The organism is Pseudomonas sp. 2848, assembly GCF_003253945.1.
GTDB lineage: Bacteria > Pseudomonadota > Gammaproteobacteria > Pseudomonadales > Pseudomonadaceae > Aquipseudomonas.
In genome coordinates this window covers 607,398-619,853 of sequence record NZ_QKZD01000002.1, presented here as the reverse complement: position 1 = coordinate 619,853, position 12,456 = coordinate 607,398, and the positions used below count along the sequence as shown (strand labels likewise).

Sequence of the window (12,456 nt, the reverse complement as noted above, 5' to 3'; positions counted from 1 at the left end):
ATGTCCCCTGCCGAGTTCGAGCAGGCCCTGCGCGCCAAGGGCGCCTATTACCACATCCATCACCCCTACCACGTGGCGATGTATGAAGGCCGCGCCAGCCGCGAGCAGATCCAGGGCTGGGTGGCCAACCGCTTCTACTACCAGGTGAACATTCCGATGAAGGATGCGGCGATCCTGGCCAACTGCCCGGACCGCGAAATCCGCCGCGAGTGGATCCAGCGCCTGCTCGACCACGACGGCGCACCCGGCGAGGACGGCGGCATCGAGGCCTGGTTGCGCCTGGGCCAGGCCGTGGGCCTGGACCCGGACCAATTATGCAGCCAGGAGTTGGTGCTGCCCGGGGTGCGTTTTGCCGTGGACGCCTACGTCAACTTCGCCCGCCGCGCCAGCTGGCAGGAGGCCGCCAGCAGCTCGCTGACCGAACTGTTCGCCCCGCAGATCCACCAGTCGCGCCTGGACAGCTGGCCGCAGCACTATCCGTGGATCGACCCGGCCGGCTATGAATACTTCCGTACCCGCCTGGGCCAGGCCCGGCGTGATGTGGAACACGGCCTGGCGATCACCCTGCAGCACTACACCACCCGCGAAGGGCAGGAGCGCATGCTGGAGATCCTGCAATTCAAGCTGGATATCCTGTGGAGCATGCTCGACGCCATGAGCATGGCCTATGAACTGAACCGCCCGCCGTACCACAGCGTCACCGCCGAGCGGGTCTGGCACAAGGGGATCGCCCTATGAGTTTCGACCGTCAACAGGTGCCCGCCTGGCGCCCTGGCTATCGCTTCCAGTACGAGCCCGCGCAAAAGGGCCATGTGCTGCTGTACCCCGAGGGGATGATCAAGCTCAACGACAGCGCCGGCCTGATCGGCGGGCTGATCGATGGCCAGCGCAGCGTCGCCGCGATCATCGGCGAGCTGCAACAGCAATTCCCCGATGTGCCCGAAGTCGCCGACGACATCGAGCAATTCATGGAGGTGGCCCGTGCCGAACACTGGATCACCCTCGCCTGAGGTGCCGGTCGGCCTGCCCTTGTGGCTGCTGGCCGAGCTCACCTACCGCTGCCCTTTGCAGTGCCCGTACTGCTCCAACCCACTGGATTTCGCCGAGCAGGGCAAGGAGCTGAGCACCGAGCAGTGGTTCAAGGTAATGGCCGAAGCCCGCGAGATGGGCGCCGCACAGATTGGTTTTTCCGGCGGCGAGCCGCTGGTGCGCCAGGACCTTGCCGAACTGATCGCTGAAGCTCGGCGCCTGGGCTACTACACCAACCTGATCACCTCCGGCATCGGCCTGACCGAACAGAAGATCGCCGCCTTCAAACAGGCCGGGCTGGACCATATCCAGATCAGTTTCCAGGCCAGCGACGAGCAGGTAAACAACCTCCTGGCCGGCTCGAAAAAGGCCTTCGCGCAGAAGCTGGAGATGGCCCGGGCGGTGAAGGCCCACGGCTACCCGATGGTGCTCAACTTCGTCACCCATCGGCACAACATCGACCGGATCGACCGCATCATCGAGCTGTGCATCGCCCTTGAGGCCGACTTCGTGGAGCTGGCCACCTGCCAGTTCTACGGCTGGGCGCACCTCAATCGCCTTGGCCTGCTACCGACCCGCGCCCAGCTGGAACGGGCCGAACGCATCACCAATGAGTACCGCGACAAGCTCAAGGCCGAAGGCAGCCCGTGCAAGCTGATCTTCGTCACCCCCGACTACTACGAAGAGCGCCCCAAGGCCTGCATGAATGGCTGGGGCAGCCTGTTCCTGACCATCACCCCGGACGGCACCGCCCTGCCCTGCCATGGCGCGCGCCAGCTGCCGGTGCAGTTCCCCAATGTGCGCGACCATGACCTGCGCCACATCTGGTACGACTCGTTCGGTTTCAACCGCTTCCGGGGCTATGACTGGATGCCCGAGCCGTGCCGCTCGTGCGACGAAAAGGAAAAGGACTTCGGCGGCTGCCGCTGCCAGGCCTTCATGCTCACCGGCGATGCCAGCAAGGCCGACCCGGTGTGCGCCAAGTCACCGGACCACGGCATCATCCTCAAGGCCCGCGAGGAAGCCGAGCACGCCACGTTGGAGATTGAACAGATGACCTTCCGCAACGAGCGCAACTCCCATGTCATTGCCCGCGGCTGAGTTCAGCGCCACCCAGGCGGTAGCCGCCGGGACCGATTTCGCCGAGCTGAAGGTCGGCGAACAGGGTGTGTTCTGGAACGAGTTCCGGCCCGCCGATGGCGCCTGCCGCATCTGGCATTGGCTCGACCACCAGGCTCGCTGCCTGACCCCCGACGGCTACAGTGTGCGCAGCCGGGTCTATGAATACGGTGGCGGCAGCTTTTGCCTCGGTGGCGACGGGCTGGTGTTCGTCAACGAACAGGACCAGCAAGTCTACACCCAGGGTTTCGACGGCAGCCCCCCGCGTCCGCTCAGCCACGCCGGCAATTGTCGCTACGGCGATGTCCAGTGGCATGCCGGCCAGGTGCTGGCCGTCGAGGAACGCCATGCCCAACAGGTCGAGCATCGCCTGGTCAGCCTCGCGGCGGATCATCGGGAAGTCCTGGCCGAAGGAGCCGACTTCTACGCCTCGCCAACGCTGAGCCAAGATGGCTGCCGCCTGGCCTGGATCGAATGGGACCGCCCGGCGCAACCCTGGACCGTTACCCGGCTGATGTGTCGCGAGCGCGCCCCGTCCGGTGCCTGGGGAACGGCACGCTGCATCGCCGCGCAGGACGAATCGTTGCAGCAGCCGCGCTTCGATGAGCAGGGCCGCTTGCACTGCCTGTCCGACCGCGAGGGTTTCTGGCAGCCTTGGGGCGAACTCGACGGGGGCTGGCAACGCCTCCCCGCAGCGGCCGCCGATCATGCCACCGCGCCCTGGCAACTGGGCGCCAGCACCTGGCTGGCCCTCGGCCCCACCAGCTACCTGGCCAGCTGGTTCGAGAACGGCTTCGGGCAACTGGGGCTGCGCCGTGACACTGGCGAAGTGGAGCGTTATGCCAGTGCTTACACACGGTTCCGTAGCCTGGCCTTGGACAACGAGCGCATCTATGCAGTGGCCGCCTCGCCGATCAGCCCACCGGCGGTGATCGCCATCGACCGGCGCAGCCACGAAGTCGAAGTACTGGCAGGCGGCGCCGAGGTGCTGCCGGTGGAATACATCAGCCGCCCGCAGCCGATCCACTATGCCAGTGGCGATGGCACGGCCCACGGTTTCTTCTATCCGGCCATGCAAGGTGCGGCCGGCCTACCCCCAATGGTTGTGTTCATCCATGGCGGCCCGACCTCGGCCTGCTACCCGGTGCTCGACCCGCGCATCCAGTACTGGACCCAACGCGGCTTCGCCGTGGCCGACCTCAACTACCGAGGCAGCAGCGGCTACGGTCGCGCCTATCGCCAGGCGCTGCACCTGCGTTGGGGCGAATGCGACGTCGAGGACGCTTGCGCTGCGGTCAGGCATCTTGCCGAGCAGGGCTTGATCGACCCGGCCCAGGCCTTCATCCGCGGTGGCAGCGCCGGCGGCTACACCACCCTATGCGCCTTGGCCTTCCAGGATGTGTTCCGTGGCGGCGCCAGCCTGTACGGCGTCAGCGACCCCGAGGCGCTGGGCCGGGCCACCCACAAGTTCGAAGGCGACTACCTGGACTGGCTGATCGGCGACCCGCAGCGCGATGCCGAGCGGTATCGCCAGCGCACACCATTGCTGCACGCCGGGCGGATCAAGGTACCGGTGATTTTCTTCCAGGGTGAGCTGGATGCGGTGGTGGTACCGGAGCAGACACGCTTGATGCTCGAGGCCCTACAGGCCAATGGCATCCAAGCCGAGGGGCATTTTTATGCGGGCGAGCGGCATGGGTTCCGCCAGGCGGCGAATCTGGCGCATGCGCTCAACGAAGAGTGGAAGTTCTACTGCCGGTTGCTAGGCCGGTAACTCACCTGGGGCTGCTACGCAGCCCCAGTATTCAGCGCTTGGCAATGATGTACACCGCGTGCACGATCCCGGGGATGTAACCCAGCAAGGTCAGCAGGATGTTCAGCCAGAACGCGCCACCGAACCCTACCTGGAGGAAAACGCCCAGCGGCGGCAGGAGGATGGCGATGATGATGCGGATGAAGTCCATGCGGTGTGCTCCTTGAAGGTGTATCAACACAGACTAGCCGTACCTGCCGGAGGTTCCACCGGACAAAAAAACGCCCCTGGCCATGTATTTCAGACCAGAGGCGATGCGCAGGAACGCGAGACGGTTCGTTGAAATTCTGTACGTCGGCTGCCGGGTCAGGCCGGCACTTCACGGCGATTGTGCTGCTGGGCATGCAGCCGGGTGAACGCCCGGGCCAGGCGTAAGAGCATCTCGTCGATGTTGCCCTTGCTCACGGTCAATGCCGGCGAGAAGCGCACCACGTCGGCCTGCGGCGCATTGAGCAGCAAGCCTTCCTGCAACGCAGCCTCGACCAGCTGCGCCGCGACACCCTCACGCAGTTGCAGCCCCCACAACAGCCCCTGGCCGCGCACTTCGCCCTGGCCATAGCGACCAGCCAGGCGGCTGAGGCCATCGCGCAGGTGGCGACCACTGTCCATCACCTGCTCGAAGAACCCCGTATCCAGCACGGCCTGCAGCACAGCCAGCCCGGCAGCACTCATCAGTGCGTTGCCATGGTGGCTGCCTTCCAGTTCGCCCGGCTCGGCGCAGCAGGCACGCCCACGGGCCAGCAGCGCCGCCAACGGCACACCGCCGCCCAGGCCTTTGCCGAGGGTGATGATGTCGGCCCGCACGCCGTAGGTTTCTTCTGCCAACAGGGCGCCGCAACGTCCTACACCGGTCTGAACCTCATCGAGGATCAGCAGAATGCCCAGCTCACGGCACAAGCGCTCGACACCCTGGAGGTACTCGCGGGTGGCCGGAATCACGCCGGCTTCGCCCTGGATCGGCTCGAGCATGATTGCCACGGTGCGCGAGTCGACCGCCGCATGCAGCGCCGCCAGGTCGTTGAACGGCACCTTGCTGAAACCCGGCAAGCCGGGCTCGCAACGATTGCATGGCAGCGGGTCGGAAGCCGACAACGCCCCGAGCGTGCGCCCATGGCAGCCTTGGCTGGCGGTAATGATGTGATAGGCGCCATTGCGGTGCAGTTGGCCCCATTTGCGCGCCAGCTTGATCGCACCCTCGCAGGCCTCGGCGCCACTGTTGAGCAGGTAGGCCTGATCACTGCCAGTGCGCTGGCACAGCAGCTCGACCAGGTTCAGCAGGCCGCGGCTGTGGTAGCCCGCGCCGGGATTGATCAAGGCCTGGGCCTGGTCGCCCAGGGCCTTGACCAGCACGCTCGGGCTGTGGCCCAGGCTGTTCACCGCGCAACCCTGGGTGAAGTCCAGGTAGGCGTGCCCTTCGTCATCCCACAACCACGATCCCTGGCCTCGCACGAACACATGCGGCGCACGTTCGATGCTGGGCATCAGCCGCTCGCGGGAGCACTGCGCGGCGGCCGGCACGCTCACAAAGGCACGCTTGGGCTCGGCGACGGCGGGTGCCGAACGGCGCAGGTTGAACAGGTTCATCGGGACTCCGGCCAATCACGGTGGTGGGCGGTCAAGGTTCCGGTCTGGCGCCGGAATTGAATATTCTGCCTTGCCTATCAAAAGTGTTTTTCAGCTGGGGTAACAATCACCGGGATGAGCGCTGTAACCCGTTGGAATACGGCGATAGACTAGGCCTCTGGTTGTTTAGCGGCCATTTCGATTTCCCAGCTTTTTCGATAAGTATCACTTATGGATTTTCGCCAACTGCGTTACTTCGTCGCGGTCTATGAAGAAGGCCATGTGGGCCGCGCCGCCGAACGCCTGTCGCTGTCCCAGCCAGCACTGTCGCAGCAGATTCGCCAGCTGGAGCACAGCCTCGACCTGAGCTTGTTCGAACGCAGCAACAAACGCCTGCTGCCCACGCTCGCCGCGCATACCCTGTACAACCACGCCGTGCCCTTGCTCGATGGCCTGCAACGGGCCCATGAAGCCATGGGCAACTTCAAGGGCCAGTCGCTGCGCACCCTGGCCATCGGCGTGCTGCAGACCGTACGGCCAAGCTTGGTGCCGCAGCTCCTGGAGCGGGTGCGCAAGGCCCAGCCGCACTTGGTGGTACAGATCTATGAACTGTCGGGGTCGGAGATCGAGCGGCGCCTGCTCAACGGCAGCCTGGACATCGGCATCAGCTACCTGCCGCCACGCCAGCCAGGGCTGCATGGCTTACTGCTGTACGAAGATGAACTGCAGTTGGTCATCCCCTGTACCCACCCGCTGAAGGACTTCAAGAAGGTCTCGATCCGTCAGGCGGCCGAGTTGCCGATGCTGATGCTTGGCGAGGAGTTCCAGATCCGCCAGATCTGGAAGGCGCAGCTGGCCAGCCAAGGGCGCAGGCCGCAGGTGCAGGCCGAGATGAACAACATGGCGGGGATCCTCGACAGCCTGGCGCACACGGCGCTGGTGACCATCCTGCCGGGCCGGGCCAAGGATGCCGCACAGGACGACCAGGAGCTGCTGTGGAAGCCTCTCAGCGAGCCACGTATACCGCTGAAGGTAGGCCTGGTGTTTCGTGACGCGCAACGTCAACAGGCCTCGGTCGAGCTGCTGCGTAGCTTGCTGGAGGAAGAGGCCGAGCCACGCCAGCTGGGTGTTTCGCCGCTGGACGTGCTTGGCTGAAACACGCGCATAAAGAAAACCCCGCCTAAGCGGGGTTTTCCAGACTGTTTCCCTTCGACATCCCTATCACCCCGCCATCCTGGCAGGAAATCCTTCTTGTCCCTGTTCTATCTTTTCGCGCTTCCTGCGCAACTTCCTTGTAAGGCGTCCTGCTCTGTCCATTGCGCGTCCTGCGCTACGTCCATGTAAGAAAGAGTAACCGTGGATCCAATCTTAGGAAAGAGGCGAAACGTCACCACGTCGTGTAAGCCAAAGCTTACAAGAGAGGTCCATTCACAAACATGCGCCTCCGACCAAACAAAAGGCCGCCCCCGCTGCCGGAAATGCATCCAGTGCGGGGGCGGCCTCATGCCGCAATCGGGCCGCCAGGCAGCCCGGCGGGGTTAGAACTGTGCAGCGTCCAGCAGGTAGAGCGACTCGCTACCAGCCCTCACCGACGCCGCCAGCGAATGGACTCGCGGCAGCAGGCGGGCAAAGTAGAACCGTGCCGTGCCCAGCTTGGCGCCATAGAAGTCAGCATCCCCTTCGCCGGCCTTGGCGCCCCGCGCCATCAGTGCCCACATGTAGGCATAGGCGACATAACCGAATGCGTGCAGGTACTCGACCGAAGCTGCACCGATCTCGTTGGGGTTGCCCTTGGCCTGATCCAGCACCCAGGCGGTCAGCTCGTCGAGCTGGTCGAGGGAGGCTGCCAGGGGCTTGGTGAACTCGCCAAGGTCAGCAGCGCTGGCGCCAATGAACTCGCGGATCTCGTCGGCGAACAGCTTGTAGTAGGCGCCACCACTGGCCACCACCTTGCGGCCGACCAGATCCAGTGCCTGGATGCCGTTGGTGCCTTCATAGATCTGGGTGATACGCACATCGCGCACCAGTTGCTCCTGGCCCCATTCGCGGATGTAGCCATGCCCGCCGAAGACCTGCTGGCCATGCACGGTGCACTCCAGGCCCAGGTCAGTGAGGAAGGCCTTGGCCACCGGGGTCAGCAACGCCACCAGTTCCTCGCTGCGCTTGCGGGTCGCGGCGTCTTCGCTGTACTTGGCGCTGTCGAGCTGCATCGCCACATAGGTGGAGAACGCCCGGCCGCCTTCGGTCAGCGCCTTCATGGTCAGCAGCATGCGCCGCACGTCCGGGTGGACGATGATCGGGTCGGCCACCTTGTCCTTGGCCTGCGGGCCGGTCGGGGCGCGGCTCTGCAGACGGTCACGGGCGTATTCCACGGCATTCTGGTAGGAACGCTCGGCCGAGGCCAGGCCCTGGATGCCGACACCCAGGCGCTCGTAGTTCATCATGGTGAACATGGCCGCCAGGCCCTTGTTCGGCTCGCCGACGATATAGCCGACCGCTTCGTCGAAGTTCATCACGCAGGTAGCCGAGCCCTGGATGCCCATCTTGTGCTCGATCGAGCCGCACGTGGCCGGGTTGCGCGCGCCGAGGCTGCCATCTTCGTTGACCAGGAACTTGGGCACCAGGAACAGCGAGATGCCTTTCGGGCCTGCCGGTGCATCCGGCAGCTTGGCCAGTACCAGGTGGATGATGTTCTCGGTGAGGTCGTGCTCGCCGCCGGTGATGAAGATCTTGGTGCCGCTGACCTTGTAGCTGCCATCAGCCTGGGGCTCGGCCTTGGTGCGGATGATACCCAGGTCGGTACCGGCGTGGGGCTCGGTGAGGCACATGGAGCCGGCCCAGACACCCGAGTACATGTTCGGCAGGTACTTTTCCTTGAGCGCTTCACTGGCGTGGGCGTTGATCGACAGGCAGGCGCCGGCGGTCAGCATCGGGTACAGGCCGAAGGCCAGGCTCGAGGCATTGACCATTTCCTCGACCTGGGCCGAGACAACCTTGGGCATGCCCATGCCACCGAAGAGCGGATCTCCGCCAACGCCGACCCAGCCCCCTTCGGCATAAGTGTTGTATGCCTCGATGAAGCCCTCCGGGGTGCGCACCGAGCCGTTGTCCCAGTGGCAACCCTCTTCGTCGGCAGCGCGGCTCAGCGGCGCGATGGTCTTGCCGGTGACCTTGCCGGCCTCCTCCAGCACGGCCATGGCCGTGTCGGCATCGACTGCCTCGGCAAGGCCGGGCAGTTGCGACCAGAGCGTGGCCACGTCGAAGACTTCATTGAGGACGAAGCGCATATCGCGCAGGGGCGCTTTATATTCAGCCATGACAACCTCTCGCTATAAGGGTCGGGGCGGCCCGTGAAGGCCGCGGCACTGGGATGACCGCAGTGTAACCGAACAACTTTTACGAGACATAGGGTCATCATGCGACCGAATGGTCAGACATAGTCACGCGCTAACCCGCCATGCGCACGGCCCCACGCCGCGACTGCTGACCAAAGGTCATGACGCAGTTACGCCCCGCTCCCTTGGCGCTGTACAGCGCCTGGTCGGCGGACTTGAGCACTTCGTCGGGGTTGCGGTGCTCGACCTGGCGCTCGGCGACGCCGATGCTGATGGTCACCGACACCGTGGTATTGGCGCCGCCCCCACGGCGCTGGCGACCGGTGGAGTCATCCTGCGGTCGGCTGTTCTGGTCGCGCAACTGGATGGCATAGTTGGCGATCATCTCGCGCACCGCCTCCAGGTGCGGCAGGCATTCTTCGGCGGTCTTGCCGGCGAACACCAGGGCGAACTCCTCGCCACCGTAACGGTAGGCGCGCCCGCCCCCGGTCACCTTGGACAAGCGGCTGGCAACCAGGCGCAACACCTGGTCGCCGACATCGTGACCATGGGTGTCGTTGAATTTCTTGAAGTGGTCGACGTCGGTCATGGCGATCACATAGTTGCGCCCCAGGCGTTGCATGCGCTCGTTCAGGGCGCGCCGCCCCGGCAGGCCGGTCAGCTCGTCGCGGAAGGCCATCTGGTAGGCCTCGTGGGATACCGCGGCGGCGATCATCAGCATCACCTGGCTGCACATGATGTTCAGGGTGAACGGCAGGATAAAGGTCTTGGGCAGCATCCAGAAGATGCCGATAAGGCCAATGATCTGCGCGGCATGCAACGGCCTGGGCTCACGCAGGTACTGCACCACCAGCAGGATGAACACCGCCAGGAACAGCGGATAGGCCAACTGGATGAGGCTCATCCACTGGCCATGCAGCGAGGGCCAGCGGATCTCGGCCAACCAGCCCAGCAGCGCCTCTGGGAAGCTCTGCTCCAGGGCCACCGCCACGCTGCTCACGGCGAACAGCACGGCGAAGCGGGCCAGCAGGTCCTGGGCCAGGTGCGTGCGTTCCTGCCACGCACCGTACAGGCCGAACAGCGCGGGTAGCAGCAGACAGACCAGGTGGAAGATCACCGCGGCATCCTCGCGGACTCGGCCATTGTCGCGATAGAAGTCGGTCTGGGTATCGAGCAGGAAATAGGCGATGTAGACCGTGACCATCAGGAACAGCTCGCGCTGGCGGCGGTATACGGCGCAGTAGGCGCCACCCAGCAAAAGCACCAAGGTGGGTAGAACGTTGAACAGCGATGTGAAGAAGACGCTGAGGTCCCTTACATAGGCTGCCGCAAGCCCTGCCAGCAACAGAATCAGCGAAGGCAGGAAGTGGCTCGCGCGTACAGCGGATAGACGAAACAAGGGTAATCTCCGACCCGGCAGATCAATAATGGCATTGTGCCCCTACTTCATCGGCAGTGCACATGAATAGATGAATACAGATGCCCGCTTTAACGGCAGATCAGGGGCGAAGCTTGAGACTTTCTCGTTACTGGATGCGACACCCGGTAGGATTATTCCTGTTTGTTTACACAGGGCCGCTCCTGCCGGGGCAGGCGTAGACTGCAAAAAAGAGGCAAAAAAAAACCGCCTACCGGTAAGGGCAGGCGGTTTTCTTACAACCGGCGAGCTTAGATGGACAGACCGAAGTCTTCTTCCTTCATCGCCATGAGGTTATCGGCGCCAGACAGAATCGCCGCCACATGGCTGCGGGTACGCGGCAGGATGCGCTGGAAGTAGAAGCGCGCAGTCTGCAGCTTGGCGGTGTAGAACGCCTCTTCGCTGGTGCCGGCCGCCAGTTTCTCGGCTGCCAGGCGGGCGATGTCGGCCCAGAAGTAGGCCAGGCACGCGTAGCCAGAGTACATCAGGTAGTCCACCGAAGCGGCACCCACTTCCTCGCGGTCCTTCATCGCGGCCATGCCGATCTTCATGGTCAGCTCGCCCCACTCCTTGTTGATCGCGGCCAGTGGCTCGACGAACTCTTTGGTGGCGGCGTTGCCTTCCTGGGATTGGCAGAACTTGTGAACGATCTTGGTGAAGCCCTTGAGCGCCTCGCCCTGGGTCATCAGCACCTTGCGGCCGAGCAGGTCGAGCGCCTGGATGCCGGTGGTGCCTTCGTACAGCATGGAAATACGGCTGTCGCGTACGTTCTGCTCCATGCCCCATTCAGCGATGAAGCCGTGGCCGCCGTAGATCTGCACACCGTGGTTGGCAGACTCGAAACCGACTTCGGTCATGAACGCCTTGGCAATCGGGGTCAGGAAGGCCAGCAGCGCGTCGGCCTTCTTGCGCTCTTCCTCGTCCTGGCTGTACTTGACGATGTCCACCTGCTTGGCGGTGAAGTAGACCATGGCGCGGTTGCCTTCGGCGAAGGCCTTCATGGTCAGCAGCATGCGGCGCACGTCCGGGTGGACGATAATCGGGTCAGCGGCTTTTTCCGGTGCTTTCGGGCCGGTCAGCGAGCGCATCTGCAGGCGATCGCGGGCATATTTCAGGCCGCCCTGGAATGCCACTTCGGCGTGGGCCAGGCCTTGCAGCGCAGTACCCAGGCGAGCGGTGTTCATGAAGGTGAACATGCAGTTCAGGCCCTTGTTGGCGGGGCCGATCAGGTAGCCGGTGGCGCTGTCGAAGTTCATCACGCAGGTGGCGTTGCCGTGGATGCCCATCTTGTGCTCGAGCGAGCCGCAGCTCACGCCGTTGCGCTCGCCCACGCCGCCTTCGGCGTTGGGCAGGAACTTCGGCACGATGAACAGCGAGATGCCCTTGGTGCCGGCCGGTGCGTCGGGCAGGCGGGCCAGGACGATGTGCACGATGTTGTCGGCCATGTCGTGCTCACCGGCCGAGATGAAGATCTTGGTGCCGGACACTTTGTAGCTGCCGTCGGCCTGAGGTTCGGCCTTGGTGCGCAACATGCCCAAGTCGGTGCCGCAGTGCGGTTCGGTCAGGCACATGGTGCCGGTCCATTCGCCGGACACCAGTTTGGTCAGGTAGGTCTCCTGCTGCTCGGGGGTACCGTGCTCGGAGATGGTGTTCATCGCGCCATGGGACAGGCCTGGGTACATGCCCCACGACCAGTTCGACTCACCGACCATTTCGCTCAGGGCCAGGCCCAGCGACTCAGGCAGGCCCTGGCCGCCGTGCTCGGCGGCGTGGGCTAGGCTCGGCCAGCCGCCTTCGACGAACTGCTGGTAGGCTTCCTTGAAGCCGGTCGGGGTCTTCACGCCCGCCTCGCTCCAGGTGCAGCCTTCCAGGTCGCCGACGCGGTTCAGCGGGGCCAGCACCTCTTCACAGAACTTCGCGCCTTCCTGCAGGATCGCGTCGACCATGTCGGGCGTGGCGTCCTGGCAGCCCGGCAGGCTCTGATAATGCGCCTCATAGCCAAGCAGTTCGTCGCGGACGAAGCGGATATCACGCAAGGGGGCTTTGTAATCAGGCATTGCGATGAACCTCTGTGATGAGTTCGGTGGGAAGACCGCGGGTACCGACCAGCTCTTGGCGGCTTTCGGTCAAACAGTTGTTTGAAACTTACGTTTAGGAGGCCTCGCTGTCAAGGTGGGCTA

10 protein-coding genes are annotated in these 12,456 nt (G+C 64.1%); 5 read left to right on the top strand and 5 right to left on the bottom strand.

All coding sequences use genetic code 11. The features are described from left to right. From pqqC to DFS21_RS06810, 4 genes are read left to right on the top strand one after another with little or no spacing between them, the layout of a single operon-like run. The gene (gene pqqC / locus DFS21_RS06825) at nt 1-738 is read left to right on the top strand and encodes a pyrroloquinoline-quinone synthase PqqC (protein ID WP_178082002.1); all 738 of its coding nucleotides are present in this window, start codon (nt 1-3) and stop codon (nt 736-738) included. Then, a complete protein-coding gene (pqqD, locus tag DFS21_RS06820) occupies nt 735-1,010 on the top strand; it encodes a pyrroloquinoline quinone biosynthesis peptide chaperone PqqD (RefSeq protein WP_102681910.1) in 276 nt (91 codons plus the stop codon). Before pqqC ends, pqqD begins: the two co-directional genes overlap by 4 nt. After that, entirely contained in the window at nt 982-2,130 is a 1,149-nt protein-coding gene (gene pqqE / locus DFS21_RS06815; RefSeq protein WP_102681909.1) for a pyrroloquinoline quinone biosynthesis protein PqqE, read from the top strand. Before pqqD ends, pqqE begins: the two co-directional genes overlap by 29 nt. Then, nucleotides 2,111-3,922, top strand: coding sequence for a S9 family peptidase (locus DFS21_RS06810; RefSeq protein WP_111532017.1), 1,812 nt, complete (start codon nt 2,111-2,113; stop codon nt 3,920-3,922). The genes pqqE and DFS21_RS06810 overlap by 20 nt, the downstream gene beginning before the upstream one ends. A 31-nt stretch (nt 3,923-3,953) precedes the next feature. Here the strand turns inward: DFS21_RS06810 and DFS21_RS06805 are convergent, their stop codons facing one another. Together DFS21_RS06805 and DFS21_RS06800 are read right to left on the bottom strand one after the other, a co-directional pair. After that, entirely contained in the window at nt 3,954-4,112 is a 159-nt protein-coding gene (locus tag DFS21_RS06805) for a YqaE/Pmp3 family membrane protein (protein WP_003177654.1), read from the bottom strand. 155 nt (nt 4,113-4,267) lie between these two features. Then, on the bottom strand, nt 4,268-5,545 hold the full coding sequence (locus tag DFS21_RS06800; protein ID WP_110697448.1) for an aspartate aminotransferase family protein: 1,278 nt from the start codon (nt 5,543-5,545) through the stop codon (nt 4,268-4,270). A gap of 210 nt (nt 5,546-5,755) precedes the next feature. Here DFS21_RS06800 and DFS21_RS06795 point away from each other — a divergent pair, with 210 nt between their 5' ends. Further along, nucleotides 5,756-6,679 (top strand): LysR family transcriptional regulator, encoded by a 924-nt coding sequence (locus DFS21_RS06795; RefSeq protein ID WP_110697447.1) that lies wholly within the window; start codon nt 5,756-5,758, stop codon nt 6,677-6,679. Nucleotides 6,680-7,062: 383 nt separating this feature from the next. Here the strand turns inward: DFS21_RS06795 and DFS21_RS06790 are convergent, their stop codons facing one another. The 3 genes from DFS21_RS06790 to DFS21_RS06780 all read right to left on the bottom strand — a co-directional run bounded on the left by DFS21_RS06790 (nt 7,063) and on the right by DFS21_RS06780 (nt 12,333). Then, nucleotides 7,063-8,841, bottom strand: coding sequence for an acyl-CoA dehydrogenase C-terminal domain-containing protein (locus DFS21_RS06790; protein WP_110697446.1), 1,779 nt, complete (start codon nt 8,839-8,841; stop codon nt 7,063-7,065). Between the two features lie 130 nt (nt 8,842-8,971). Next, entirely contained in the window at nt 8,972-10,258 is a 1,287-nt protein-coding gene (locus tag DFS21_RS06785) for a diguanylate cyclase (protein ID WP_046857406.1), read from the bottom strand. Between the two features lie 269 nt (nt 10,259-10,527). Then, on the bottom strand, nt 10,528-12,333 hold the full coding sequence (locus DFS21_RS06780; protein ID WP_110697445.1) for a phenylacyl-CoA dehydrogenase: 1,806 nt from the start codon (nt 12,331-12,333) through the stop codon (nt 10,528-10,530). Nucleotides 12,334-12,456: the final 123 nt, after the last annotated feature.

Excerpts from the sequence above, each read along its gene's own strand:
- pqqC (WP_178082002.1), top strand. The coding sequence starts at position 1 with ATGTCCCCTGCCGAGTTCGAGCAGGCCCTGCGCGCCAAGGGCGCCTAT.
- pqqD (WP_102681910.1), top strand. The coding sequence starts at position 735 with ATGAGTTTCGACCGTCAACAGGTGCCCGCCTGGCGCCCTGGCTATCGC.
- DFS21_RS06810 (WP_111532017.1), top strand. The coding sequence starts at position 2,111 with ATGTCATTGCCCGCGGCTGAGTTCAGCGCCACCCAGGCGGTAGCCGCC.
- DFS21_RS06805 (WP_003177654.1), bottom strand. The coding sequence starts at position 4,112 with ATGGACTTCATCCGCATCATCATCGCCATCCTCCTGCCGCCGCTGGGC.
- DFS21_RS06800 (WP_110697448.1), bottom strand. The coding sequence starts at position 5,545 with ATGAACCTGTTCAACCTGCGCCGTTCGGCACCCGCCGTCGCCGAGCCC.
- DFS21_RS06795 (WP_110697447.1), top strand. The coding sequence starts at position 5,756 with ATGGATTTTCGCCAACTGCGTTACTTCGTCGCGGTCTATGAAGAAGGC.
- DFS21_RS06790 (WP_110697446.1), bottom strand. The coding sequence starts at position 8,841 with ATGGCTGAATATAAAGCGCCCCTGCGCGATATGCGCTTCGTCCTCAAT.
- DFS21_RS06780 (WP_110697445.1), bottom strand. The coding sequence starts at position 12,333 with ATGCCTGATTACAAAGCCCCCTTGCGTGATATCCGCTTCGTCCGCGAC.